Here is a 25,287-nt window from a genome sequence, read left to right as displayed (position 1 = left end):
TCACTATAGCAAACAACACTATCTTAATCAGCTTGTATCATCTAACCTTCGAAAAGTTTGACGATATCATCGAACTTTTGTTATATTCGACTATATCATCGAACTTTCTATTGCGAATGAAAAAGGAGTGGTTCAATCATGTCAAACAAAGTCTCCGTTTTCATCATGGATGTTAGTAATTCATCTGAAATAAATGCAGGGGGTAAATTGAGTAAGTATCTCCAAGATGTGGTAATTAATCTAAAGGATTGGGTAGGAAAAGAGTTTCAAGTTCACGTTTCTCACCGAGCAGGAGATGAACTCGTCGTTGTAGCCAGTGGCTATGCATCGACCTATACACTTGCATTCTATTTAAGCCGGATTTGGAAGTTCCCTGAACATAAACCTTATTTTGGACTTTCTTTTGGGGAAATCGATGACGATATCGATTCATTAAATATCGAAACTTGGATTCATCCACTCATGAAACAAGCTAGAGTCGCCAACGAACTGATAAAAAAACAACAAAATCGAGTACAATTTCGCTTTGAATTACATGGGACACCCGATAAATCAGGTTTCGAAATTTTTAACAAGCAGTTCGAAACATTATTGAATACGAGCTTGACGTTAAACCAAGAACAAATTAACGAACAAACAGATATACAGTCCCTCGTTTGTTCATTATATTTAATTGTTGGACAGCAAAATAAAGTAAGCCAATATCTTGGACGATCAACGTCTACTATTTCAAGCCATATAAAAAATGGTAAGGCAGACATGATTTTAAATGCTTTTTATGACATTGCCCATGTATTGGAATCATTAGAAGAAAATGATGGGGAAGGTCAAAGCAATAAACTGCAAACCAATATTAGAAAAAATATAATCACCCGCCTACATGATTATTTTCCTTTAGAAGGGAGAATATAATGACCGTATTATTGCTGCTTCTTGCACATTTAATCGCCGATTTTTGGTTGCAGACAGACCAAATGGTAAGGAGTAAAATCAAATATATAAAAAGACACATCCTTCATCATTTGCTGACAACAGGAATTGTCCTTGTAATTTTATGGGGATATCAATACGAGTTTCATCACATTATCGGCTATTTTATCTTTCCATTATTATTTATTTGTTTCACTCACCTTTTTATTGATTTACTTAAAATCAAGCTCGTTGATTCAATCAAACCTACAGGTAATGATCACTTGAAAAAACTCGGTTTTTTCTTATTCGATCAAGTATTACATGTAGTTATGATTCTTGTCTCTTGTACTCTTTTCTTTCAGATGTCGGTAGCGGAGATGTTTGCTAGTTTACTAAATTTATTTGGGACAAGCAGTTTAAGTCCAATCAAAATGTTGTTATTTGTTGTTGTTATATTTATTTTAGCGACAAGTGTCAGCGGTCACATCGTAAAGTTTATCGTCGGATCATTGCCGTCCGAGCTTGCAAATTTTGAAGGCGAACTGACGTTAAGAAGTCAAATGATTGAAGCGAAAGAAAAAATTCAACCTAAAATAGAAAATAGCTTTACGGAAGAATATCATTATTTTACATACTCTACCCCGCTTCGCTCGCGTGGTAAGCTAATCGGTTACTTAGAAAGGTTGCTCATTATCGTGTTAACAGTAATTGGCGCATACCCATCTATCGCGTTCATTATCGCAGCCAAATCAATTGCACGATTTAAACAGCTGGATGACCGAAATTGGGCAGAATACTTTTTGTTAGGCACGTTATCTTCCATCTTTTTAGGGTTGGTACTTGGACTTTTAGTACAAGGAATTATTATGTAAGAAAGAGGACTCGTTGTAGGTAGTGAGTCCTTTTTCTCTTCATTGAATAACCCCTACTATTTCTGTGTGTACTATCAACGAATTGATCATTTAAATGAAAATAAAACCGTACGTGTTAAGCGGTAGATTTGTATGAAGATAGCTACTACAATTCCTCCGAGTATTAAACGATTGTGAAATGCCAAAGACATCCCGGTATGACTATCCAAATAAATCCACATTGCAAAGATAGTAAATAGTAGCAACAATAAATGGGAGCTACCTTGTGCGATTAATACTTTCTTATTTCGTGCTCTTCTTCCATCCATGTCATAATCTAATTGTGGCTTTGTTTCATCCTCTTCAAAAGATTTAGCCCATATCGCTGTTTTCAAAAATGATTGTGAAGAAGCATATAGCAACGACCATCCCACATTTTTATGAATTTCTATATAACTCGGTGAGGTTTTCCATTGAAAGTCAATCGAATAAGCAGTATGTTTAGGTGCCCCCTTTTCAAAAATAAACCGCACACCCTGTACCTTTACTAAATGTTGTCCTTTCAATGCCATTTCCTCTAACCATTGTTCGATTACATCAGGTTCAGCCGTCCAATTTGGTGACCATTTGCTAAATGTTTTCCCAATAGGTTCCTGGACGTCAAATTCAAGATCATAATGTTTACGTTCAAAAGTACGTAGTTTTCGTGTCATATGAATCGTTAAAATTATAACTCCAATCACTTGTAGAAAATAAAGGAATGTTAAAATCCAAAGCGGGCTAGATTCAATATTAATATTTGTATCTCCAGGAAATAGAATATGCAAGAGCATCATAATTGGCATTATAAATTGCAAACCATAGTAGATCGAAATCCAAGTGAGTATATTTGAGTGGAGCCGATTCCGCTTTACGAGTTCATCTCGTGTTGGATAAAGACTAATTTGTTTTTCTCCGTTTTCTAGAATACGCCAATTCCCATCTATCGCTGCTTGTGACCAACCTGCGTTTGTTAATGTCTCTGGTAGCTGATTTTTGTTTTTATTATATTCAATATGATATTTGATATTTTCATGCGCCCCATTTGTAAATGAAAACAACCGTGTCATTCTATTTATTTCAATTAATTTATTTCCCTTTGATGTCATTTCTGACAGCCATCGCTCCGTTTTCTCAATATCATAACTCCAAAATGGCCGCCATTTTCTTAAAATCATTGAAACTCCCCCTCATGTTTTAGAGCGTTTGCATACAATTCTTTTAACCTTGCAATTTCATGACGCATTAGCGCTTTTCCTACTTCCGTCACTTCATAAATTTTCTTGCGCTTTTCATCTGCATACACGGTAATGATGGCATCACGCTGCATTTTCGTTAAAGTACCATAAATCGTACCGGAACCGAGTACTAGTCGGCCATCTGTTATTTCTTCGACATTTTTTATAATACCATAACCATGCCTTGGAACTTTTAGTGATAATAAAATATAAAATGCTGTTTCCGTCATTGGAATGTACGTTTTAAGTACTTTTTCAATTGGCAAATATAATTTCACATCCATTCTATTATGTCACGTCGTGATATAGTGATTAAAGTATATCGCGACGTGACATAGCTAGTCAATATTTAATTTCATGAAAAGACATGCAATAGAAGCGGTGGACAATAAAAAAAGGTCGCCCGATGTTCGTGCATCGAGCGACCAAGCATATAAGTAGGTGCGCATAAGTTAATTATAGCGAATTACTTTTATCACAATGTATATTGTTCTCTACTTCAAAGTAAAGATGATAATGATAAGCGCATCTTTCATTGAAAGACGATTCACAGGTTAAACAATGATTTGTAGAAAGATATTCATTGATTGTATGTTCTTTTTTACATACACCGCACAGAATCGCCTTCTCATTAAATGCATCTTTTGGCCATACAACAATCGGATGGTCCTCAGATTCTTCATGACACTTGTAGCAAGGATAATATTTATCGCAACATTTAAACTTGATGGCGATAATGTCTTTTTCCGTATGATAATGTTTGCATCGCGTCTGATCGTCAACGAGCTGCCCAAATATCTCTACCATAGTATCCTAATCATTCCACTTGTGATAAAATCTTCAAATTCGCTAATTGTTCGACTGCTTTTTCTAATTCAGTCACTTCTTGAACGAGTGCAATGCGGACATAGCCCTCTCCTTCAGATCCGAATATGCTACCGGGAACCATCACGACACCAGTTTGTTCAATCGCTTCGAATACAAAATCGACATCATTCATGTCATATGGGTATTTTGCCCATACGAACATGCCCCCATCTGACGGTGTGACAGTCCAACCAATTTCTTTCAGTCCATCTGTTAATGTAAGATGGCGTTGTCTAAACGTTTGGCGTAAGTGTTCTGTTATTTCTTCGGCGTTATCCAAAGCCGTTGCGCCCGCTTCTTGAATTGGCTCAAATGTTCCGTAATCTAAATTAGATTTGAATTCTTTCATAATGCGAATGATTTCTGCATTCCCTACGATATAAGCGATTCGTGCTCCAGCTAAACTAAAGCTTTTTGACAGTGAATTAATTTCAATTCCTACGTCTTTAGCGCCGGGTATTGAAAGGAAGCTAAAAGGCCGATCTCCTTTGAAATAAAACTCAGAATAAGCCGCATCATGCAAAACGATAATATTATATTTCTTAGCAAAAGCAATTACCTTTTCAAAAAATGCTGTTGTTGGCATTGATGGGACCGGGTTCCCTGGTAAATTTAAAATAAGCATTTTCGCTTTTTTAGCGATGTCTTCAGGAATGGCTTCTAAATTAGGCAAAAAGTTGTTTTCTGCGCGTAGAGGCATTTCATAGGGAAGTGCTCCTGCTAATTTAATCCCCGCTTCGTAGGCAACATAAGCAGGATTGGTCGTTAAAACAATATCTCCATCATCACAAAAAGCAAATGGCAAATGGACAAGCCCTTCTTGTGATCCCATCGTTTTTAATATTTCAGTATCCGGATTCAATAATACGTTTGATCGTCTTTTATAATAATTAGCGACAGCATCATGAAAACGTTGTGTTCCACCAAGCGTATAACCGTATGAATTTTCCATGGCACTTTTATCTGAAAGCACTTGTCTAACTTTTTCAGCTGGTGGCAAATCGGGGCTACCTAAGCTTAAATTTATAATTTCAGTTCCCATTTCTTTTTTTAGTTCTGCCGCTGCTTTTAATTTTCCAAAAATAGCTGGTTTGAAGATTGACATTTTTTGTGAAGGTTCGATTCTCAATGTACTACTTCCCTTCTATGTATTTTAAAATTATTTTACCATAAATTGTGTAATGAATGTGGGATTGTTAAAAATTAGCAGCGATCATAATCCATCTATTTAAACCGTTTCGCAAATGAATTATTCCAAGATTCTGCTAAATCTTCTATGTTTAATAAACTTTTGAATTCCCTTCATTTCTATTATTATCAACAATCATTCACTTCAAAATTTAAGACTAAAAAGTCGTTCGATGTCTTTAGATCGAACGACTAATGATTGTAATTATATAATAAAGTATCGCATTAGTCCGTTTTATCGGCCAAATTATTCACTGCATGGGTCGGCATTTTGCTAATACGTAACTTATATATGCCAATCAATAGACAAAACCACACTGGAGTGAAAAATAATGCAATACGCGTATCTTCGGCAAGCCCAAGAACAACAGCAATGAATAATAGAAACGCTAGAATTAAGTAATTTGTAATTGGAAAAAGCGGTAATTTAAATTTGCTTTTCTTCGCTAATTCAGGTCTTGTATAACGATATTTCAAATGGCTTAGAACGATAATGCCCCAAATAAATAAGAAACATACGGTTGCAATACTTGTAATTAGCGTAAATACATTTTCCGGCATGACATAGTTCAGGACAACGGAAATAAAGATGACGGCGGTTGATGTTAACAAAGCATTTGCAGGCACTTTAGTCTTTGTGAGTTTTGTCATTGTGGCAGGTGCATTATTCGTTTTACCCAGTCCATACATCATACGGCTCGTACTAAATAACGCACTGTTTCCGGCAGAGGCTGCAGATGTCAAGACGACAAAGTTAACAACACCAGCTGCACCTAAAATTCCGACTGCCGCGAAAACTCTTACAAACGGACTTTCAGTTGGGCTTACTTCATACCATGGATAAATACTCATAATAACCGCAAGCGCCCCAATATAGAAGATAAGTATTCTTATTGGGATATTATTTATCGCCATCGGAATCACTTTCTCAGGATTTTTTGTCTCGCTAGCCGTCAACCCAACGAGTTCAATACCCGCAAAAGCGAATACAACCATTTGAAAGGATAGTATAAATCCAAAAGCTCCGTTCGGGAACATCCCACCATGTGACCATAAATTAGAAAAACTAGCTGTTCCAACGTTACTCGTAAAGCCGGTAAAAATCATAAACAGGCCTACAATAATCAACGCGAGAATGGCAATGACTTTAATTAAAGCAAACCAGAATTCCATTTCACCGAAAAGCTTTACAGTTGCTAAGTTCATTACTAACAAAACGACAAGTGCAATTAACGCCGGCATCCACTGCGGCACGGTTGGAAACCAATACTGAATGTAAATTCCGACTGCTGTTAAATCCGCCATCGCAATTGAAACCCAACAAAACCAATACGTCCATCCTGTAATAAAGGCGGCCATATTGCCAAAATAATCTTGTACAAAATCTACAAAAGAATTGTAGTTCAAATTGGATAATAACAACTCACCAAGTGCCCTCATAATAAGAAAACCAATAATCCCTGTAATAATATAGGCAAATAATATGGAAGGCCCGGTTAAATGTATGGATTTACCCGCCCCTAAAAACAACCCCGTCCCGATTGCCCCACCAATCGCGATAAGCTGCACATGCCTATTTTTCAACCCTCTGTCTAACGTTTGCTCTTGCATAAAAACTCCCCCACTTCGTTCTCTCTTTCCACAACAAGTTGAATTAAAAACAATCCCAAATTTTTCTAATAATTCCCTTAATAAGACAATATCATATAAAAGTATAAAAATCTCTCTCATTATTAATGAACTACTATTAAAATGATTTGGAATAGTCGATACTCATTGAAGGGACACTGTTTATGAATGAAATTATGCTCTTTTACAAAGTGCAATTGTAAATCGTCATGATCTGCATATTATGAAATTAAAATGATAGAATCAAACTAAAATTACCTAATCATGAGAGTCATTCATAATGAGGAAAGATGACACAAGCGTATTTTGCACTCTATGGGGGAAGATAAGGGGTAAGAGGTGATTTCCATAAGAAAGATCATACAAACTTTACTGGTCATTTTTTTAACTTTTTCTGCCAGTCTGCATTCAGAAGCAAAGCCGCATCTTGTAAAATTAGCATTTATTCGCGACGGCCACTTATGGATAAAAATGGACGACCATGAACAGAAAATTACAGATGAAAGCGCAACTTATAATTATCCGCCAAAATGGTCTTTTGATGGAAAAATGCTGTTGTATGAGAAAGAAGTCACACGTAAGAACAAGGATACACAAAATGAAATATGGGTATATGAACTTGAAACAGAAAAACACCGCAAGATTTTTTATAATGGGCAAAACCCGAAATGGTCTCCAATAGAGAATATTGTCTCCTTTAACGATGGTGGTGTATTAAACATCTCTGATTTCACAAGTTTCCCAAGCTTCTATAATATTGCTTTAGGCGTGGACGATTATGAATGGCATCCAGACGGTAAAGGTTTTATTGCGTCTTCAAGTGCCTCTCTTCGTCCGGATGGTTGGACCCACCCTGTGCTTTATACGATTTCGATTGAAGAAGGTTACCAACATATAACCGATTTAACGACAAATGTGAAGAAACTATTCGTCATTCCAAAAGAGGTGGGCATTAACAATACAACGATTATTTCAATTAGTGCACAACAGTTTGCGTATTCCCCAAATAAAGACTGGATTTCTTTCATTATTTCCCCAACTGCTTCATGGTCGATGGATAGCGATATGCTTGCAGTTATTTCTGCGGATGGCAAAGAATTCGAAGTAATTGACGAAGTCATCCTTGACTTTACACCGAAATGGGCATTTAACAAAAATTTACTTGGCTATATTGCCGGCGGCGGACGAATTGTATTTGGTTTTAAAAATAAGGATTTGAAAGTGACCGAACTCCCTACGAAGCAATCAGTAAAGTTAACCCCCAAAAATTATGCAGAAATGGGGTTTACCTGGGTCAATGATTCATCACTGATTGTTTCCAGAGTACCCGAAAGTGAATGGTCAAATTCATCAGAAAAACGACCAAAACCATCTTTATATTTCGTAACCCTAACCGGACGAGAACAAATCAAAATAACGACACCACCAAAGAATGAAGGCGATTATCTTCCTATATTTATACCAGCAATCAATAAAATTACTTGGTTAAGAAAAAATGACATCGCGAATGAAAAGGCCAATTTATTTATCGCTAATGCTGATGGCAGCAATGCAGTGATTTGGGTCCAAGATATTGAATTGTATAGTATTTATATTCCAAAATATTAATTGTACAAATAGCCCCCTTGATTCATCTACGGCCACTATAAAATTCTTGTAAATATCTTAATCGATACGCGTTCTTGGCAGTTTCCCCAAGTTGGTCAAGTAAATTATAGTTCGCAAAAGCGCCTACGATGGCACCAATTCCAGGGATTAACTGAAACATTTTTACCAAATCGATATGGTCGCGGTATTCTTGTTGAAAGTCTCTCCAGTCCATATCCGCAATTAAATGTTTTTGGCGATCCCAATTCTCAATAATGAAGAGTGTCTCATTCCGTATTTCATCGCTTGAAAAAGCGAGTTGAAATATGTGTAATAAGAAAAGACGCTCTTCATATTCATTCGTATCAAATCCATAAACAGCTGCTACTTCAAACAGAAATTTCATTTTGATGGATAATAATAATGGAAAGTCGGCAAGACCAAGCAAAATCCCCCCGGCTCCCGTACCAGCACCTTCAACGACAGCCGTCTTTCGAAAAGTAGCAAGTTTTTCCTCCATAAGCTCATCACGCTCATAAAGACTAAAACCAATTGCCTGCTGTTTTTTCGTTGTGAAGTTTGAACCGATTAGGGTTACTTTCACCATATGTTTCATGCTTTCCGAGATGACATGATGAACCTTTTCAGGAATGAATGTATTCACTTTCGTTTGAGTTTTCTTTGACAGTCGATTTATAAGACTAGAACGCCTTGTAATTTTATGTTTCCAAAATTGCAATTCTTGCTCGACTTGCTTTGTATAGTCAATCAACTCCCAAGCCTCCTTTGTAAAGCCGACGTATCGCATATAGTATATTCCATTGGTCGCAAGAAAAACCTACTAACGATAGTATCGAGGCATCATCTTACCTATTTCTCATTGAATTTAGAAAAATCGTCTTTACTCTTTTTCACAATACGATGTTTATAGCCTTGTCTTTTACTATTTTCGATATCAATAAACCGAACGCTATATTCAATAACATCATTTACATAAACATTGTTTTTCACAGCAAAAGTACGTATTTTTTCTAATAATTCCCGATCGTAAGTCGTTTTATATTGTACCCGATCTTTTGGCCTTTTCTTTTTATCTATCGTAATCGCACCAAGTGTCAGAGTCTCTGTTAATCCAGTTTCAAGTAAATAGTTTACATGTGTATTATTTTCTTTAGCAATCTCTCTTAACTTATTTAACATAGATTTACTAATATTTGTCCTAAATTTCACCCTAGATTCATCCGTTACATGAACAAGTTTTCCATTTATATTTTTCCACATATTGTTCGTCCCCTTATTATGGTTTATTTCCCCTTTCCTTGACAACTATAAACAGATTAATAGTGTTGGTTATAAAAATTGGAATGGAGGATTCTTATGAAATTTATTATAATACAGCGCCCCGAACGTAATAATATTATGTATGCATCATTTAAGAAGTAACTACTTGGATAGTAGTTACTTCTTAATATTACTTATTATACCACTTTTCTCGCTCTCTTTTGTCACGGGCATTCGGAGTCATCGGTTCTTTTTTAGGTGTCATATTGCCCATTTCCGCTAACTCCATAGAAATTTCCTCTTTCATATTCGGCGCTTTTTTAGTGATGGCCTTGTCTGACACCACTTGTTTGGGTAGCAGGTTATATTCTTCTTCTTTCATAAACTTCCCTCCCATAATAAAATTCCTTAAAAGCATTTCATACGAATAGGATAGAATTTTAATCCCTTGGCACAAATGTTTTACAATCCGTTTCTTCACTACTTTTTGCTCGTTTGCCTTTTTGGCTCACAACATAAATTGATTTTGCGCTACATTTATTCCCGTTACTCCAAAACTTACAATTATTAACTTCACATAAAATCTCTTGTGCCATTTCTTCCACCTCCTTACTTCTATTTTGACCTTGAAATGGACAAATGATACGTAATAATTTTCTTCATACTTTTAGAATTTGCACTCATAATATAAAAGAACACATCATATTTATAGACTTGAAATTGAAATTTAATCTTTCTTTTTAGATAAAACTGTATACGACCACGAATAAATAAAATCAACAGCAAACACGATTATCCATAGTACGCCAATATTATAAGCTGTTTCATTCACATAAGGGGATACTTCATACGTCTCTTCCGTAAACCACGACCAATCTTTCATATACGATAACATTTCACTCATACTATTCGTGCCATAACTCCATAATTTCCATTTACCTACAATAAAAATCACCGTATGAATTATTGAGGAAATACGATATTTCTTCGCTACGTGTTTCGGATTTTTTTGCCGTTTCAATATCATATAATCTTTTTCGGTTAAAAAAGATGTTCTTCTCCACTCACCAATTTTCTTTCTCATCCAGCAATCCAATCTTAGAAAGTCGTAAACACCAAATGTACAAGCGTACAGAATAAAAATGAGTACGCCAACTTGAAATGTCGAAATTTCTTTTGTTTCTGTATAAACTATGATTGCAAGCAGGCCTTCTAGCAGCAGTAAAGCGATAAATGAAATGATCATATTTGTACTTACGTGTTGCTTATTCAATAAATAACGAAAGAAACCAAATAATAAAAGTGAAACAATTGAAAAAATCTCAATTGCAATAAAAATACCCCATTGATAATTAACGGTCAACACACTCCACCTGAATGCAAGTCTTCGACTTTACGCTTTTCAGATGGAGCTTGTGTCGGCAATACTAGATTACCGCCCGTTAGCCCTCGCTAAACGGGTTTACACTTATATCTCTCCAGTAGTGCGAACGTACAAAGTACTCCTACCTTAAATTGAGGATATATCTGTATCTTATTTGATATAAGATACACAGGACGGTTGACTTCGCCCTTACGATATTGGTCATGCCAAAATCGTACCGCCACGCAAAGTTTTAATTCCTTTATCGTGGAGATTCATTGCGCCAATACGGTCATCATTTGATGTGTATGTGCAGTTTTTACAACAAAAAGTATGCGTTCTCTTATTGCGATTTGCTTTCTCCCTGTGTCCGCATTTTGGACATGTTTGAGATGTATAAGCAGGGTTTACAACGATGACTAATCGTCCATTCATCGCTGCTTTGTATGTTAACATTTCGCGAAATTGATGGAATGCCCAGGACACGTTTACGTATCTATTTTTAACGCACACTTTTTCAGTCGCCTTACGTACACCTGTCAAATCTTCGAGCACAAAACAAGTCCCTCTTGGGTAGCGTTCAACGAGTGCCTTTGTGATTTGATGATTGACATCCGTCACATAACGGTTTTCTCTTGAACCAATTACTTTGATTCTCGAACGTGCTGAAGCGGTTTGTTTTTTGGCGAGTTGTTTGCGCAGTGCTTTATATTGTCCGCGCTTCTGTTTAATTTGTTTGCCGCTGAAAAAGGTTGTTTTACCGTGGCTATCGTAAGTGGTTGCGAGAAAGTTTACACCGAGATCAATGCCGACAACATGATTTACGTTTCGTTGGTCTAGTTTCGCAAATTTTTTAGTCATGGGGATGTGAAGAAACCATTTGTTAAATTGATGGACAAGTTTAGCTGTCCCAAATTTCCAAGTACCATTAAAATAACGTTTCATTGCTTTTTTCTCGAACTTGAGCTTTAAACGACCACTTAAAGTGTTGACTGAAAATACGTCTTGATTGAGCGAGTAATCACGATTCCAAACGAGATCATATTCGGGCAGCTGAAAATGAACTTGGGACCATTTATGACCGTTTGATTTGGCGGATTTATATCTAGCAACAACCGTTCTTATTGCCGATTGTGCCATTTGGCTTTTTAAGCCGAAGATTTCACGAAGGTTTTTATAGTACAGATTGTTTAAATTAACCAGATTCAGCACTTTCGTTTGAAAGATTTTTTCACTTAACCAATTACATGCCTGTCGGTAAGTATTTGTTGTTGATTTAAGGATTTCAACGTCATGGTCAGGCACGTAAATTTGAATTTTAGCCGTAATTGTCGTCATTGGTGTTCACCCCATTTCATTTGTTTAATTATATCATTGGCGGAGTATTGTGACAATAGAGAGGTGGGCAAGCTAGAAATCTTTCGCTTGTCAGCGACGACAATTCCTCCCCACCTGAATTGTTGGTGCTAAAGCACCGTAACACAAATCAGATGGCGTCTCCTTGTCGGAAGGGGATGAATTCCATAGCTAATCCCCCGTAAATTTCTTCTTTTATTATTATACGAATTGCTTTTACAAAGGATTCAAAAAATCCGTCTGACAAATCAATGTCAAGACGGATTTTCTTGCTGAGATGTATTACTTCTCCCTACAATTTTTACAAACATCAATCGTTCCATTTTCTGTATGGCGTGGATACAATAATTTAATCCGCTTTCGATAGCATGTTGGACAGTTGCCACGTCCGCGGGCAGGAAGTTTTTTTAATGATTTACCTCGATTTCTTTTCGCCACTTGAATCCTCTCCTTACTAGAAAAACGTTTCTATCTAGTAAATGACGAGGCAACGAAAAAATTGACGAAAAAGAAAAGTTTATTTTATTTTGAAATGGTCAAGCGGTCTGTATTTTTCAATGCTTCTAAGGATCCCGCACCAATGCCAAACATCGCAATTTTCAATTCTAATTCTCGTGCTTCCATCACTTTTAATACTTCTTCAGTTGAGGTAGTGGCTTCTTTTAAAATTGAACGACCGAATCCAACCATATCGGCACCCAACGCAATCGCTTTTGCCGCCTCTACACCGTTTTTTACGCCCCCACTCGCAATAAGCGGGACATGAGAAAGTGCACTTCTAACGGATTGGATACAATTTACAGTAGGAATCCCCCACTCTGTAAATGCTTCAGCTGCAATTCTTTTGAGGTCATCTGTTGTCCGATATTTCTCTACTTGACTCCACGAAGTGCCACCAGCACCCGCAACATCAATAAAAGAAATCCCTACTTCATTCAATTTCTTCGCGGTTTGACCGTCAATTCCCCAACCTACCTCTTTCACACCGACCGGAACAGATAAAGATGATGTCAGTTTTTCAATTTTGTTTAATAACCCTTTAAAATTTACATCTCCTTCAGGTTGAATCACTTCTTGGATGCTATTTAAATGCAAAACGAGTGCATTCGACTCTGTCCACTCTATTATTTTCTTGCATTCTTCTGCACCAAAACCGTAATTTAACTGTACTGCCCCTAGATTTGCAATAATTGGGATTGTCGGAGCAATTTTTCTTAATTGAAATGAAGAGCGATATGCTTCACTCTCGATCATTGCGCGCGTCGACCCTAATGCAAATGCCCATCCTTTTTCTTCAGCTGCCTCCGCCAAATGATGGTTAATCGTTCCTGCAAACTTTGCGCCGCCCGTCATTGAACTAATTAAAAAAGGAGTTTTACAGCTATTTTGTAAAAAATTCGTTTCAATTGTTATTTCGTTAAAATCGATTTCTGGTAAAGCATTATGTACGAACCCGACTTTTTCAAACCCAGTCGTAATTGCATTTCCCGTCACATGTTCTTCTAATGAAATTTGTATATGTTCTGTTTTTCGTTGATGTATGGAATGAGACATCTAACACGCCACCTTTTCTAAATCACTTTCATTACTATATTATAACCGATTCAACCAGTCATCATCATGAATATGATTTTTTCACTATACATAGTATACGTTAACGATAACAAGGATAGGAGGATTTTATGCATTACCTCTCTCGTTACGCACATAACTTTCCAAATCATCCTAGAAATAGCGACAATCATAAGCGAACGGCTTATCGCAATAATCCTTTACTGCAAATTGAACATCCAAATTCTGAACAACATTTATTCCCGCCTGTCAATACGAACCGATTGAATGCATCTGCAAAAGAATATGAGGTTTTATTAAAAGATGCTCAATTACTGATTGAAAAAATTCTGGAATCACCAGATTTTGCACATACACTCATGCATGAAGCGCAATTATCCAACCAGCAAAAAGTAGATGAATTGATTGCCTCTACTGGAATTAAGTTAAAAGTAAAGGCAACATATAGTCCTTCGGGTATTCACATCGAAATTTTCAGTAAAGAATACAAGAATGGATGTTGTTTATTGGAAATGAAATTATATTGGTGAGCCTATAACGTCTCAGATACACCCTTTCTTCTGAAAAGCAACCACATCAGAAGAAAAGTAATGAGGGCAATTCCTTCTAAAGATAGTAGATACCAAGGATAAGAGCCTAAATAGTCAAGTAAACTTCCATTTTTAGGCTTTATTTTTAAAAACATATAATTGCCATTGACGATTATATTAATGAGATAGACAAGGACTGCGATGGCGTTTATAGCTATAATCGTTTGAATAATGCCTTTTAACGTTGGTCGATGACCCTTTATCCATGTAAAAAAAAATGCTGTTAGAATAATTCCGCCATGTGTATAGAAAAAATGGAAAAATCTAAAATGTGGAAAACCAAGTTCTAAATCTGGTGTGACAATTGCCTGAAGTGCTCCTCCAACACCTGCAAAAAAGACAAAAGGATAAAGTTTTCGATGATTCGTCCATAATAAGACGATTGCCACGTATAGACTAATACTACATAATTCAAGCGGTAATGAATGGCTAACATTCCAGTTCGCCGTTATTGTCATCCATACATAATAAAGCCATTCCGTCGCTAACAGAGACAATGCAAAAATCCGTTGAAACCATTGCTCGTGTTGTCGGTTTATCGCCCCACGTTTGCTGAATAACAAAACGAGCAGAACAGAAAAAATAATCGTAATGATTGCAATAACATGAGAAGAAGAAAACATGATAAACGTCGATGCTGTTTTTCCAGCCATCCCTTTCCCTCATTCCTTTTCAAGTATTCTTTCAATATACTCGTTAATTTTTCTATTTTTGTATAGGTAATGATATCTTGACTTCCCTTAGAATAGCATAGTAGAGATGATGAATTAAGGAGAGAAGCAAATGGAAATCTACGTAACTCAAAGTGGAGATACATTGTCAAAAATTGCCCAACAATTTCAAGTGACAGTTGAACAAATTGAAAATGCCAATGAATTAGAAAATCCAGATGCATTGGTTGTTGGCATGGCCCTTGTGATACCAACCCCGGAACAGCAACATATCGTCCAACCCGGGGAAAGTTTATGGCAAATTGCCGCACGGTACAACGTGCCTTTACAATCGATTATTCAAGCAAACTTCATTCAGAATCCCAATATGATCTTACAACCAGGCACAAGATTAACCATTCCACCTCGTAAACCTGTCATAGATGTAAATGCATACACACTCAATCCCGGAGAAGTTGGCGCGAATGAAATTCATGAAGTTGGACCAGATCTTACGTATTGTATGCCATTTACGTACAGCTTTAATGAAGACGGGACTTTAAATGAAATGGACGACGCTGCGATTATTAGAGCAGCCTATGAAGAGAGAGTCGTTCCTGTTTTATGCCTAACAAACTTTAGTGCAACAGAAACCGGCACTCAACTCGCTCATGCACTTTTAGCAAATCCTACTACTCAAAATAAATTATTAACAAATCTTTTGGCTGTTATGAAAGAAAAAGGCTATGCCGGGATTAATATCGATTTTGAAAACGTGCAACCTTCTGATCGTGAAAACTACAATCAGTTTTTGCAAAGAACAGTAGACAGACTCCATCCTGAAGGATATTTTGTTTCCACTGCTGTTGCCCCGAAAACAAGCGCCGAACAGAAAGGTCTGTTATATGAAGCGCATGATTACGAAGCACACGGAAGAATTGTTGATTTCGTCATATTGATGACGTACGAATGGGGGTATCGATTTGGACCGCCACAAGCAATTTCACCAATCAATCAAATTAAAAGAGTCCTCGATTATGCGGTTACTGTCATTCCGAGAGACAAAATTTTTTTAGGTTTTCAAATTTATGCCCGCGATTGGCGCATCCCTCATGTTGAAGGCCAAGAAGCGGAAACGTTTAGTCAGCAAGAGGCTGTTCGCAGGGCTACTGAATTCGAAGCTGCTATTCAATATGATGAAGTAGCGCAAACTCCTTTTTTCCGGTATACCGATAACGAGGGACAACAACACGAAGTATGGTTTGAAGATGCTCGCAGTGCACAGGCGAAATTTGATTTAGTTAAAGCATATAATTTGCGTGGCATCAGCTACTGGGTACTCGGCTATCCATTCCCGCAAAATTGGTTGCTTCTGGAAGATAACTTTATAATTAGAAAAAGAATCTAACAACATGGACCTTCTCGAAAAGCTTATTTTCGGAAAGGTCCTTTTTACGTACATATGTTTTCGTTACTATCAATCTTTCTTAAAGTCGATTACAATAGGTCTAATGACTTTATTTGGTAGGTGGCATATTTGACAGCAATTAAACAAAATAGAACAATGGGGTTTTTCCTTGTCATTACAGGAGCAATTTTTTGGGGCGTAGGGGGTACCGTTGCGCAAAAGCTTTTTCAAGATTATTCTATCGAGGTGAACTGGCTCGTCTCCACTCGATTACTAATTGCAGGTTTTTTACTTTTATCAGTTCAATATTTTTGGAAGGACCGCAGGCAAATACTTGATATTTGGAAACATAAACGAACCGCTTTCCAGCTAACTACTTTTGGGTTACTTGGAATGCTCGCTGTTCAGTATACATATATGGCATCCATTCAACACGGGAATGCAGCCGTAGCAACCCTTTTACAATATTTAGCGCCCGCAATGATTATTATTTATTTAACAATTAGAAAACAAACAGTTCTGACTCCAAAAGATGTCGTTGCAATCACGCTTGCATTAATCGGGTGCTTTTTATTGTTAACGAACGGTTCAATTAGTCATTTATCTGTCCCGCTTCCAGCGATTGTTTGGGGCGTACTTTCCGCCGGTTCGTTAGCGTTTTATACGTTATACGCTGTTTCATTATTGAAATATTATGATTCACTTGTTGTTGTTGGTTGGGCGATGATGATCGGTGGTATTGTTTTGAGTTTTGTTCATCCTCCCTGGCAAATCAATTTAATAAGTTTACCTATGGAAGCTTATGTCTATTTAATTTTCGTTATTTTGTTTGGTACGATGATTGCCTTTTGGTTTTATATTGAAAGTTTACAAACTTTATTGCCAAAAGAAACGAGTCTTTTAGGCACTTTGGAACCTTTAGCTGCTGTACTAGCAACTGTATTTTGGTTACAGGAATCCTTCGGAATATATCAATGGATTGGTACTGCGTGTATTTTTGGTTTAATTCTAATCCTGGCTTTCAGTAAAAAAACATCTAAAGAAACCTCAAGCAAAACCAACTAGTAATGGAAATGACAGTTCAAGATGTTAACGAATAAAATGCCCTCGCATAAGAGGGTATTTTATATATAATTAGCAGTTCGTCTATTACGTTAAATTTCACGAACTATCTCTTCATTCTACAGTTTTATACACTTCACTGTAGTCATTATACGTATTCTCCCCCATACGATTATTCAGATCTCGACCTTCGAAATCTCTCCATGCATCTTCTGTATCTTTAAAAACTGATTTTGTTGGAGATTCATTTCTTTCTTGCATGTTCCCATTATTCGCACAGCCTACAAGTAATATGATTGATAATCCAGCGCTTGACATATATTTTCTCATGTATTTCCCTCCATTTCTATCGTTCCTGTAGGTTGAGACATTCAAGTGATCCTATACGTTTTTAAAATGATAAATAAAATAATGTACAAAAAAGCTAGTTCCCTAATGAATCGGAACTAGCTTTTTAATATATTTTTTATCCTTAAACAAACATACTTAAAATCAATACAAACGCCAGGCCGAATATTGAAATGAGCGTTTCAAGTACAGTCCAAGTCCCAAATGTTTCTTTCATTGTTAAACCGAAAGACTCTTTAACAATCCAGAAACCTGTATCGTTTACGTGGGAAGCGATGATACTACCAGCGCCTGTGGCTAACACCATAAGTTCTACGTTAACATCCGTGCCCGCCATCATTGGAATTACGAGGCCCGCTGTCGTTAGAGCAGCAACTGTTGCAGATCCTTGCGCGATTCTCATAAGCGCTGCGATAAGCCAAGCTAAAATTAACGGAGAGATCGTACTACCAGCAAATAAATCTGCAACCGTATCTCCAACGCCGCCGTCAATTAACACTTGTTTCAATGAACCACCAGCTCCAAGAATGAGTAACATCATTCCGATAGCTGCGATAGAACTTTCAGCGGATTTCATCAGTTGTTTCATTGGGATCTTTCTAGCTGTCCCCATTGTTACTAACGCTAGTAATACAGAAAGTAACATAACCGTCGTCGGTGCACCAATTAAAGCAACTAAGTCGAAGAACCAATTACCCGATAAGCCCATTGCATCTTCAAGCAATATCACAATTGTAGATAGAGCCATCAAAATAACAGGGAATAATGCTGTAAATGCACTAATTCCAAATCCAGGCGTATCTTCTAATTTAAACTGCTTCGCTTCACCGATGGATGCCAGACTGCCTTCTGGTTCTCTTTCAAAAGCAGATGGAACAAATTTTCTAGCAAAAACCGTAAATAATGGTCCCGCCAAAATAACAGTCGGGATTGCAATAATAAATCCATAAAGTAATACTAAGCCAATATTTGCACCATATTGTTGTGCGATCACTGTAGGACCTGGATGCGGTGGTAAAAACGCATGCGTTACAGATAATGCAGTTGTCATTGGCAGTCCTAACCATAAGAATGAAATCCTTAATTGTTTAGAAATTTGATACACAATCGGAATTAATAATACAAGACCTACTTCGAAAAACAGGGCAATCCCTAGAATAAATCCAGCAACAAGTACCGCCCACTGAATTCTTTTTTCACCAAACTTATCAATTAATGTGACTGCGATACGTTGAGCGCCACCCGCATCTGCTATTAATTTACCTAAGATGGCACCTAAACCAAAGACTAAGGCAATTCCGCCTAATGTATTCCCCATACCGGATTGAATCGTACTTACAATTTCATTAATCGGCATTCCTAAAGCAAATGCAATTAGAAACGAAACAACTACAAGTGAAATAAATGTATTTAAGTTAAACTTCATAATTAACACGAGCAAAACAATAATGCCCAAAGCAACTATTAATAGTGGCATTCCTTCTATCCCCTAACTTTTTCATAATAAACTGATTTGAATGTTGTAACAATACCCTTGGGCACTTGTACCTTTTTATTGCAAAAAATCTTCACATAGATAAATGGTATTAATTAAATTCAATCACTGCTTTTCTTACCAATTGAGGGTTCTTTTCTACGAATTCAAAAGCCTCTTTTATTTGACTTAATGGGAATTTATGTGTGATTAAACCATTATGTGTTAATTTTCCGTCATTGATGAGCGCTACCACTTTACCAAATTGATTTGTTTGAAGTCTCGAGCCTGTAATCGTTAACTCTTTCTTCGTAATAAGCATTTGAGCAATTGCGGATGGCGTCGCATTGAAGCCGAGTAATACGACATTCCCAGCGGCCGATGCTACACGAACGCTTAGTTCGAATGTTTGCGGTAAACCGACTGCATCAATGACAACATTCGCACCTTCGTCGTCTGTGATTTCGTTTATTTTATCCTCAACGTCAACTTCCGATGGATTAATCGTGTAGTCTGCTCCGTTCTCTTTCGCAAATGCTAATCTTTCATTTGTATAATCTGAAATAATGACGGTAGCACCACGCAGTTTAGCCATTTTTAATACTGTAATGCCAATGGGTCCAGCGCCTTGGATAAAGACTGTTTGGCCTTCCCCTACATTTCCTCTCCATGTAGCTTGTGCACCTATTGTATACGGCTCAGCCATTACTGCTTCATCCCAGTCGATATTGGCGTTAACTTTATGTACTTGTTTATCCGACAATATGACAAACTCTCTCATTCCACCATCTTCATGCACGCCGAAAACAGATACCTCTTTACAGACATTGGGTCTTCCATTTTTACATGCATAGCATGTTCCGCAATAACTGATGGGTTCAACAACAATATGGTCTCCAACTTCTACGTTCTTAACATTTGTACCGATTGCTACAATTTCCCCAGTGACTTCATGGCCAACAATTCTTGGATATGTCGCAAGCGGATTCGTACCGTGATAAATGTGCATATCTGATCCACAAATTCCGACTCTTTTAATTTTCACTTTCACTTCATTCGCTTGTTCAATTTCTGGCTCTGGAATATCTATAACTTCAATGATATTCGCTTCAGGAATTCTAACCGCTTTCATCTTTCCCACTCCTTAATGATTGATCATGCTGTTTTCATGAGTACTATGACATCGCTTTCAATTGATTTTTAATAAATCGTAAACGATTACACTGTACATAAGTCATTTTCATAATTAATTGATTTATGTTCGTAGTCCTTTCCGCTAAGGGCAAATGCTATCCAACACACCTCACAATATTACTGACACCCCTGAATTTTCAATTAACATTAAGGCGAGAAGGTCGTGTAAACCTTTTCAATAAAGTCTTCATTTGTGATATGTGAAATGTTACATGTCACACTTTACCTTCTTTTCTTTTGAAGGTCAATAGGATTTTCTTTTTTTATATTTTAAGAATCTTCAACACGGATAAACTTTCATTTTCTTTTTTGCAAATTCACTATATACTTAAATTGATTAATTATATAAAAAGTAAAAACTTAAGTCTTGATTAGCAACTATTATCTTAAGATAAGTAAAGGAAGAATAAAAATGTCCAGAATTGAAACATCACCTCTAACGAAACAAGTATATGAAATTATTCGTAAGAAAATTATTAGTCGTGAGTATGTAGCCGGCGATAAACTAGATATTCAAACGTTAGCAGATACATTTGGTGTCAGTCGTTCGCCAGTAAAAGATGCCATTAATCAACTCGTTCATGAAGGATTAATTGAGGTTATTCCACGAAAAGGCACATACGTGACCGAACTAAAGTTAACGGAGTTTCTAGAAGTGCTTGATGCAAGACTGATGATTGAAAAATGGGCTGCTGAAGAAATCATTGGTACGATTACCGAGGAACAAATTCAAATCTGGAGCGAGATTGTCAAGCAAATGGATGCTTTACTTGAAGTAAACCCCTTCCCTTTTGAGGAATATAGTAGCTTAGACATGAACTTTCATAAACTCCTTATTGGATGGGCAAAAAATACGCGAGTGAAGGAAATTTATTTTTCCTTAAATACACACGTTTCCTTATCCCGTGTTGTTTATTCAACCTCTTTAGAAAGTACAGTTATTAGGCATAAAGATCATTGGGATTTAGTTGAAGCGATGAAAAATCGTGATTTATCAACTTTTTCCGAAATTTTAACAAAACATATTAACAGTCTGAAAGCCGAAGCTGAATCACGTTGGGACGAAACAATCCATGCTTAAATAGAAGTGGGTAAAATGATACAATTCATAAGTCCAGCAGAAATTTAACCTATATGATTTATTATCGAATTGTTTGAATCAGAAAAAGGAAGTCCTATCTAGTAATTATAGATTGGACTCCCTTTTTCATGTTTTCAATTATTTTTCTGTAATAATTGATTGGCTACAAGCTTTACCGCGATAGCATCATCTAAATATCCAATCGGAAAAATATAATCTGGAATGACATCTACCGGCATAATAAAATAAATTAATGCACTTCCAATTAAAAGAAGTTTTGACGGCTGGACATTTTTCGTTACATATATATCATGAAGCTCCTTTAGTTGATTAATAAAAGGACCTATGCTGTCGAGATTTTGCAGTTTTTCATTAAATCTATTTAAAATAAGGTGCTTTCCTTCTTCTGTTTGTGAAAATTGTTCGTAGTTCTTTAATTCTTTTTCCACTCGATCGATTGAAAATCCATCTTCATATGTATTAGAAGTCATTAGACATGATTGTATTGTATCAATTAAATCATTTATGTTTTCATGCGTTGCTGTCTTTTCCTGCTCAATCGATTGACTGGAATCAGTTATTAATTCGGAAATTGGGACATCTAAACTGTCAGCAATTTTCTTTAAATGTTGAAGGTTTGCATTTCGTTTACCGTTTATAATTCGTGAAATTGTCGCTGTGTCAATTTCAGTTAGTTCGCTAAGTTTTCGCATGGACATTGAACGTTCTTCTAATAAATTTTTGAGCATGACACCAAAATTCTTTCTTTCTCCTTTACTAGACATAATCTCCCGTCCCTTCGATATTCGATGTATTCCCAGAACAGTAATAGATTGCTATTATAAGAAGTATAAGAATTAATTGTTAATTTGTCAATGTTTAGAATTTACAATTAACCACTGGTAGGAGTTTCTGATTTATATCGATGTTGACAACATGACAATGTGCAGCATTACTCAGGTTGTCACCTGTAACAACTTGCTTTACCAGCTACCTACTTCCCAAAAGAAAGATTGACAAGTTGTCAAGTTTCGGTTTTCACTCAATTAAGCGATTATTAAGTAGGTTTCTATACTAGGGTCTTCTTTTATCATAACTTAACATTAGCAATTCCAAAATACTTTTGATAATGAATATTGAGGTTTAGCTCTGTTGTACAGACCTGCGTTACGAAATATTTCTACTTTCTTAACAAAGAAGGAATTTATGGTCGCCATAAATTCCTTCTTTTAAATTTGCGTATATAAATTTGTTAGAAAGGGATTTCCTTAAAGTGATGTTAATACTTTTTCAAGTTGGTCTCCCATATTCCTCCAAGCAAATTTAGCACCATTGATTGCACCTTCCCTTGCTTTGGTTGCTTCACTAAATCCTGTTTGCTCTAAATTCAACAGGGTTGTGTCACTTGTATCTTTTTTCAAACTCCATGTAATAATTGTACTCTCCCCTGCACTCGCCCAGGTGTAAGATAATTTACGTGGTTTATCAACTACCAGTACTTCACAATCCACATTGCCATCCCATCATTCATTTGGCTCGGCACGGAATTGAAATTTATGTCCTTCAATTGGTTTAAAGTCATTATTCCATATCCACTTTTCTAACAATGCTGAACTTGTTAATGCGTTACACACTTCTTCAATATGATTTGGATATTGAAAATCTAATGATACATCCGGTTTCATTTTTAGTTCCTCCAATTTTCAACTACATTTTTCCGATTTTTCTATAAGCCATATGCGATACTTCATTTACACAATAAAATAAATCCAGTATCGAGTATGTCCTTATTCTAATATTTTCAGCCATAATTTAAGTTGAATATTTATTCCATACTGAACTATCCCATTTGGTAAAATTTCGTCGTTCACTTTAGCACATAATTCTTCGTTAAACGCTCCAATCAACGAATACGTTTTTCTGTTGAAGCGCCCATTTATGTTATAGGTCGCTTAATTAACACTTCGATTTCATCCTTATTCTCTAGTGCCAATTCCTCTAATATATGGTTAACCTCTTCATCGATTGCATCACTATTAAATTTTTCCCCTAATTCTTTTCAACATAAGTGGTGAGATAAACATTTTGTTCATTTATTCTCTTAGCATATTCCTTTTGGAATTCTTCCGGTGATATATTTAATTTTTTGGCTTGTGATTCGGCGTATTTACGAATTTGCTTTCCACCTTCATCTTTTGTATTTTTTGGAGGCAGTTCAGCAAACCAATCACCGTCTACCTCTTTTTCAGGAATATCGATTCCCATTTCTTTTACTACTAATTGAAGCGATATTAAATCGCAATTTACTCGCTATCGTTATTCTAATTTCCTGATTTAATAAGATATTGGTAAGCAACCGTCTAAGTTATAAGTCAATATGATTTAATTTCAAGCAACCAAATACGATAAATCGACATATTATATTTATTATCCCCTCGAATACGCGCTTTTTATCGAAAAAAATAGTTGCCCGGGAAATGGCCAATCATTTCCTAGTGGCTACGTTGATTTCCGGTGCCTATTTATTCGTAAAGTTAAATTGTCATAATTGTTTTTGCATAGATACCTGTCACCTTTTACTGATGATTCCCCTTCCACATTGACCGGGCGGACATGTCCACCCGCCAATTGTCAATCATCCCTACTCCCCCAAAGGTTTACAGCACCAAATCCAATACCGAACCTATCTTTTTATTAAACTAATATCTTTGTATTTATAATACGTATTCATCATCTAGCAGCTATTAAAAGTTTTTTAAATTAATTTTCAAAAAATGTATCCCTTTTCCAAATTCCAATCTATATAAAGAGTGACAGGAATCTAAAAGGGGCCGATCATCCATGAATTATTTAAGCAAATACCAATCATTCGCAAATAAATTTGAACTAAACGAGGCAATCGCTTCGCATTTAAATGATCACAGATATCAATTAAACGATACGGATCTAAACGTACTGACGATGTTAAGCCGATATGCAGTGAAATATCCCGGTGTTGCGCACTTAAAAGTAGGAACGATTGCAAAGGCTTTACAAAAATCAGACCGCACTGTTCGCCGCTCAGTCGAGAAATTGGAGCGATTACAAATACTTAAAAGACAAGTATTTTCACGGGAGAAAACAGGTGGACAAGGTGCCAATCTTTATATTTTTCTACCATATAAACAAATAAAACTTCCTGAACCGAAACATGAGCAAGTGACAAAAACAGAACCAAGTCATGATCCAAATCAACCAATTGTTGAAGAACCTATGATTCCAATCACACTTTACTCACGTATCAAAGATTTGGTTAAATCCTACACAGGAAATCATCATGAAGGTCTTGCCAGCAAACTTTACGGCATTTATCGTGTACACACCACGAAACTTATGAAATTCGAGATTCACGCGGATAAAGGGGAACTTTTAAAAACAATCGCAATACAAGCAGTTCGCGTCTTATTCCAAGCAACTAAAAGAAAAAACATCCATAACCTGATTGGCTATTACGACGGCATCTTCCGTGAATTAACCGACAAAGCTTTATTTGCGGATGCTTTTATGGCTTATGACGAACCGATGGAAGTGAAAATGCCGTAGATGATTCGCACCACA

General features: G+C 36.4%; 28 protein-coding genes and 1 pseudogene. 8 read left to right on the top strand and 21 right to left on the bottom strand.

Features of this window, described 5'->3' with window-relative positions; translation table 11 throughout:
• Window positions 1-138 precede the first annotated feature (138 nt).
• Together BI350_RS09465 and BI350_RS09460 are read left to right on the top strand one after the other, a co-directional pair.
• Window positions 139-912 (top strand): hypothetical protein, encoded by a 774-nt coding sequence (locus BI350_RS09465; protein ID WP_075527874.1) that lies wholly within the window; start codon window positions 139-141, stop codon window positions 910-912.
• Window positions 912-1,784, top strand: a complete 873-nt coding sequence (locus BI350_RS09460) for a DUF3307 domain-containing protein (protein ID WP_075527873.1) — start codon at window positions 912-914, stop codon at window positions 1,782-1,784. Before BI350_RS09465 ends, BI350_RS09460 begins: the two co-directional genes overlap by 1 nt.
• A gap of 86 nt (window positions 1,785-1,870) precedes the next feature.
• Here BI350_RS09460 and BI350_RS09455 read toward each other — a convergent pair whose 3' ends face one another.
• The 6 genes from BI350_RS09455 to BI350_RS09440 form a co-directional block, all read right to left on the bottom strand.
• Window positions 1,871-2,980 carry a DUF2812 domain-containing protein gene (locus tag BI350_RS09455; protein ID WP_075527872.1) on the bottom strand — a complete coding sequence of 370 codons (1,110 nt, stop codon included), beginning with the start codon at window positions 2,978-2,980 and terminating at the stop codon, window positions 1,871-1,873.
• Window positions 2,977-3,324, bottom strand: a complete 348-nt coding sequence (locus BI350_RS09450) for a PadR family transcriptional regulator (protein WP_075527871.1) — start codon at window positions 3,322-3,324, stop codon at window positions 2,977-2,979. Before BI350_RS09450 ends, BI350_RS09455 begins: the two co-directional genes overlap by 4 nt.
• Before the next feature lie 172 nt (window positions 3,325-3,496).
• On the bottom strand, window positions 3,497-3,847 hold the full coding sequence (locus BI350_RS16680; RefSeq protein WP_082295028.1) for a CHY zinc finger protein: 351 nt from the start codon (window positions 3,845-3,847) through the stop codon (window positions 3,497-3,499).
• A 10-nt stretch (window positions 3,848-3,857) separates the two neighbouring features.
• A complete protein-coding gene (locus BI350_RS09445) occupies window positions 3,858-5,036 on the bottom strand; it encodes an aminotransferase class I/II-fold pyridoxal phosphate-dependent enzyme (protein WP_082295027.1) in 1,179 nt (392 codons plus the stop codon).
• Window positions 5,037-5,131: 95 nt separating this feature from the next.
• A complete protein-coding gene (locus BI350_RS17420; RefSeq protein ID WP_425423252.1) occupies window positions 5,132-5,185 on the bottom strand; it encodes a hypothetical protein in 54 nt (17 codons plus the stop codon).
• Between the two features lie 135 nt (window positions 5,186-5,320).
• Window positions 5,321-6,706, bottom strand: coding sequence for an amino acid permease (locus BI350_RS09440; protein WP_075527870.1), 1,386 nt, complete (start codon window positions 6,704-6,706; stop codon window positions 5,321-5,323).
• A gap of 357 nt (window positions 6,707-7,063) precedes the next feature.
• Here BI350_RS09440 and BI350_RS09435 point away from each other — a divergent pair, with 357 nt between their 5' ends.
• Window positions 7,064-8,332 (top strand): TolB domain-containing protein, encoded by a 1,269-nt coding sequence (locus tag BI350_RS09435; RefSeq protein ID WP_245698242.1) that lies wholly within the window; start codon window positions 7,064-7,066, stop codon window positions 8,330-8,332.
• A gap of 22 nt (window positions 8,333-8,354) precedes the next feature.
• Here BI350_RS09435 and BI350_RS09430 read toward each other — a convergent pair whose 3' ends face one another.
• The 8 genes from BI350_RS09430 to fni form a co-directional block, all read right to left on the bottom strand.
• Entirely contained in the window at window positions 8,355-9,083 is a 729-nt protein-coding gene (locus tag BI350_RS09430; RefSeq protein WP_075527869.1) for an EcsC family protein, read from the bottom strand.
• Window positions 9,084-9,181: 98 nt separating this feature from the next.
• Window positions 9,182-9,592: an rRNA methyltransferase gene (locus tag BI350_RS09425; protein WP_075527868.1), complete on the bottom strand. Its 411-nt coding sequence runs from the start codon at window positions 9,590-9,592 to the stop codon at window positions 9,182-9,184.
• A gap of 190 nt (window positions 9,593-9,782) precedes the next feature.
• Entirely contained in the window at window positions 9,783-9,974 is a 192-nt protein-coding gene (locus BI350_RS09420; RefSeq protein WP_075527867.1) for a hypothetical protein, read from the bottom strand.
• A 58-nt stretch (window positions 9,975-10,032) separates the two neighbouring features.
• Window positions 10,033-10,188, bottom strand: a complete 156-nt coding sequence (locus tag BI350_RS09415; protein WP_075527866.1) for a DUF1540 domain-containing protein — start codon at window positions 10,186-10,188, stop codon at window positions 10,033-10,035.
• A gap of 131 nt (window positions 10,189-10,319) precedes the next feature.
• Window positions 10,320-10,955 carry a hypothetical protein gene (locus BI350_RS09410; protein ID WP_245698241.1) on the bottom strand — a complete coding sequence of 212 codons (636 nt, stop codon included), beginning with the start codon at window positions 10,953-10,955 and terminating at the stop codon, window positions 10,320-10,322.
• Window positions 10,956-11,177: 222 nt separating this feature from the next.
• Window positions 11,178-12,293 carry an RNA-guided endonuclease InsQ/TnpB family protein gene (locus tag BI350_RS09405; protein ID WP_075527864.1) on the bottom strand — a complete coding sequence of 372 codons (1,116 nt, stop codon included), beginning with the start codon at window positions 12,291-12,293 and terminating at the stop codon, window positions 11,178-11,180.
• A 300-nt stretch (window positions 12,294-12,593) separates the two neighbouring features.
• Window positions 12,594-12,749: a hypothetical protein gene (locus BI350_RS17080; RefSeq protein ID WP_168157260.1), complete on the bottom strand. Its 156-nt coding sequence runs from the start codon at window positions 12,747-12,749 to the stop codon at window positions 12,594-12,596.
• Between the two features lie 84 nt (window positions 12,750-12,833).
• Window positions 12,834-13,865: a type 2 isopentenyl-diphosphate Delta-isomerase gene (gene fni / locus BI350_RS09400; RefSeq protein WP_075527863.1), complete on the bottom strand. Its 1,032-nt coding sequence runs from the start codon at window positions 13,863-13,865 to the stop codon at window positions 12,834-12,836.
• Between the two features lie 128 nt (window positions 13,866-13,993).
• Here fni and BI350_RS16675 point away from each other — a divergent pair, with 128 nt between their 5' ends.
• Window positions 13,994-14,413, top strand: coding sequence for a YuzC family spore coat inner layer protein (locus BI350_RS16675; protein ID WP_082295026.1), 420 nt, complete (start codon window positions 13,994-13,996; stop codon window positions 14,411-14,413).
• A gap of 2 nt (window positions 14,414-14,415) precedes the next feature.
• Here the strand turns inward: BI350_RS16675 and BI350_RS09390 are convergent, their stop codons facing one another.
• On the bottom strand, window positions 14,416-15,126 hold the full coding sequence (locus BI350_RS09390) for a YwaF family protein (protein ID WP_075527862.1): 711 nt from the start codon (window positions 15,124-15,126) through the stop codon (window positions 14,416-14,418).
• A 130-nt stretch (window positions 15,127-15,256) separates the two neighbouring features.
• Between BI350_RS09390 and BI350_RS09385 the strand changes: the two genes are divergently transcribed.
• Together BI350_RS09385 and BI350_RS09380 are read left to right on the top strand one after the other, a co-directional pair.
• Window positions 15,257-16,531, top strand: a complete 1,275-nt coding sequence (locus BI350_RS09385; protein ID WP_075527861.1) for a glycoside hydrolase family 18 protein — start codon at window positions 15,257-15,259, stop codon at window positions 16,529-16,531.
• A gap of 156 nt (window positions 16,532-16,687) precedes the next feature.
• Entirely contained in the window at window positions 16,688-17,596 is a 909-nt protein-coding gene (locus tag BI350_RS09380; RefSeq protein WP_075529326.1) for a DMT family transporter, read from the top strand.
• A 111-nt stretch (window positions 17,597-17,707) separates the two neighbouring features.
• On the opposite strand, the gene BI350_RS09375 is transcribed toward BI350_RS09380, so the two are convergent.
• The 3 genes from BI350_RS09375 to BI350_RS09365 form a co-directional block, all read right to left on the bottom strand.
• Window positions 17,708-17,923 carry a hypothetical protein gene (locus BI350_RS09375; RefSeq protein ID WP_075527860.1) on the bottom strand — a complete coding sequence of 72 codons (216 nt, stop codon included), beginning with the start codon at window positions 17,921-17,923 and terminating at the stop codon, window positions 17,708-17,710.
• Between the two features lie 142 nt (window positions 17,924-18,065).
• Window positions 18,066-19,418: a gluconate:H+ symporter gene (locus BI350_RS09370; protein WP_075527859.1), complete on the bottom strand. Its 1,353-nt coding sequence runs from the start codon at window positions 19,416-19,418 to the stop codon at window positions 18,066-18,068.
• Between the two features lie 109 nt (window positions 19,419-19,527).
• Window positions 19,528-20,547 carry a zinc-binding alcohol dehydrogenase family protein gene (locus BI350_RS09365; RefSeq protein ID WP_075527858.1) on the bottom strand — a complete coding sequence of 340 codons (1,020 nt, stop codon included), beginning with the start codon at window positions 20,545-20,547 and terminating at the stop codon, window positions 19,528-19,530.
• Between the two features lie 474 nt (window positions 20,548-21,021).
• Between BI350_RS09365 and BI350_RS09360 the strand changes: the two genes are divergently transcribed.
• Complete coding sequence (locus tag BI350_RS09360) at window positions 21,022-21,690, top strand: GntR family transcriptional regulator (RefSeq protein ID WP_075527857.1); 669 nt, start codon at window positions 21,022-21,024, stop codon at window positions 21,688-21,690.
• A 134-nt stretch (window positions 21,691-21,824) separates the two neighbouring features.
• Here BI350_RS09360 and BI350_RS09355 read toward each other — a convergent pair whose 3' ends face one another.
• The 3 genes and pseudogenes from BI350_RS09355 to BI350_RS09345 form a co-directional block, all read right to left on the bottom strand.
• Window positions 21,825-22,475 carry a helix-turn-helix domain-containing protein gene (locus BI350_RS09355; RefSeq protein WP_075527856.1) on the bottom strand — a complete coding sequence of 217 codons (651 nt, stop codon included), beginning with the start codon at window positions 22,473-22,475 and terminating at the stop codon, window positions 21,825-21,827.
• Between the two features lie 483 nt (window positions 22,476-22,958).
• A pseudogene (locus BI350_RS09350) lies at window positions 22,959-23,375 on the bottom strand (SRPBCC family protein).
• Between the two features lie 364 nt (window positions 23,376-23,739).
• Window positions 23,740-23,955: a hypothetical protein gene (locus BI350_RS09345; protein WP_075527855.1), complete on the bottom strand. Its 216-nt coding sequence runs from the start codon at window positions 23,953-23,955 to the stop codon at window positions 23,740-23,742.
• A 576-nt stretch (window positions 23,956-24,531) separates the two neighbouring features.
• Between BI350_RS09345 and BI350_RS09340 the strand changes: the two genes are divergently transcribed.
• Window positions 24,532-25,272 carry a helix-turn-helix domain-containing protein gene (locus BI350_RS09340; RefSeq protein WP_075527854.1) on the top strand — a complete coding sequence of 247 codons (741 nt, stop codon included), beginning with the start codon at window positions 24,532-24,534 and terminating at the stop codon, window positions 25,270-25,272.
• Window positions 25,273-25,287: the final 15 nt, after the last annotated feature.

This window comes from Sporosarcina ureilytica (assembly GCF_001753205.1).
Lineage (GTDB): Bacteria > Bacillota > Bacilli > Bacillales_A > Planococcaceae > Sporosarcina > Sporosarcina ureilytica.
Note: the sequence above shows the minus strand (reverse complement) of the source record. Positions and strands in the feature narration are given on the sequence as shown.

Coding starts and splice junctions, on each gene's coding strand:
- BI350_RS09465 (WP_075527874.1), top strand. CDS start 139: ATGTCAAACAAAGTCTCCGTTTTCATCATGGATGTTAGTAATTCATCT.
- BI350_RS09460 (WP_075527873.1), top strand. CDS start 912: ATGACCGTATTATTGCTGCTTCTTGCACATTTAATCGCCGATTTTTGG.
- BI350_RS09455 (WP_075527872.1), bottom strand. CDS start 2,980: ATGATTTTAAGAAAATGGCGGCCATTTTGGAGTTATGATATTGAGAAA.
- BI350_RS09450 (WP_075527871.1), bottom strand. CDS start 3,324: ATGGATGTGAAATTATATTTGCCAATTGAAAAAGTACTTAAAACGTAC.
- BI350_RS16680 (WP_082295028.1), bottom strand. CDS start 3,847: ATGGTAGAGATATTTGGGCAGCTCGTTGACGATCAGACGCGATGCAAA.
- BI350_RS09440 (WP_075527870.1), bottom strand. CDS start 6,706: ATGCAAGAGCAAACGTTAGACAGAGGGTTGAAAAATAGGCATGTGCAG.
- BI350_RS09425 (WP_075527868.1), bottom strand. CDS start 9,592: ATGTGGAAAAATATAAATGGAAAACTTGTTCATGTAACGGATGAATCT.
- BI350_RS09420 (WP_075527867.1), bottom strand. CDS start 9,974: ATGAAAGAAGAAGAATATAACCTGCTACCCAAACAAGTGGTGTCAGAC.
- BI350_RS09415 (WP_075527866.1), bottom strand. CDS start 10,188: ATGGCACAAGAGATTTTATGTGAAGTTAATAATTGTAAGTTTTGGAGT.
- BI350_RS09405 (WP_075527864.1), bottom strand. CDS start 12,293: ATGACGACAATTACGGCTAAAATTCAAATTTACGTGCCTGACCATGAC.
- fni (WP_075527863.1), bottom strand. CDS start 13,865: ATGTCTCATTCCATACATCAACGAAAAACAGAACATATACAAATTTCA.
- BI350_RS16675 (WP_082295026.1), top strand. CDS start 13,994: ATGCATTACCTCTCTCGTTACGCACATAACTTTCCAAATCATCCTAGA.
- BI350_RS09390 (WP_075527862.1), bottom strand. CDS start 15,126: ATGGCTGGAAAAACAGCATCGACGTTTATCATGTTTTCTTCTTCTCAT.
- BI350_RS09385 (WP_075527861.1), top strand. CDS start 15,257: ATGGAAATCTACGTAACTCAAAGTGGAGATACATTGTCAAAAATTGCC.
- BI350_RS09380 (WP_075529326.1), top strand. CDS start 16,688: ATGGGGTTTTTCCTTGTCATTACAGGAGCAATTTTTTGGGGCGTAGGG.
- BI350_RS09375 (WP_075527860.1), bottom strand. CDS start 17,923: ATGAGAAAATATATGTCAAGCGCTGGATTATCAATCATATTACTTGTA.
- BI350_RS09370 (WP_075527859.1), bottom strand. CDS start 19,418: ATGCCACTATTAATAGTTGCTTTGGGCATTATTGTTTTGCTCGTGTTA.
- BI350_RS09365 (WP_075527858.1), bottom strand. CDS start 20,547: ATGAAAGCGGTTAGAATTCCTGAAGCGAATATCATTGAAGTTATAGAT.
- BI350_RS09360 (WP_075527857.1), top strand. CDS start 21,022: ATGTCCAGAATTGAAACATCACCTCTAACGAAACAAGTATATGAAATT.
- BI350_RS09355 (WP_075527856.1), bottom strand. CDS start 22,475: ATGTCTAGTAAAGGAGAAAGAAAGAATTTTGGTGTCATGCTCAAAAAT.
- BI350_RS09345 (WP_075527855.1), bottom strand. CDS start 23,955: ATGGGAATCGATATTCCTGAAAAAGAGGTAGACGGTGATTGGTTTGCT.
- BI350_RS09340 (WP_075527854.1), top strand. CDS start 24,532: ATGAATTATTTAAGCAAATACCAATCATTCGCAAATAAATTTGAACTA.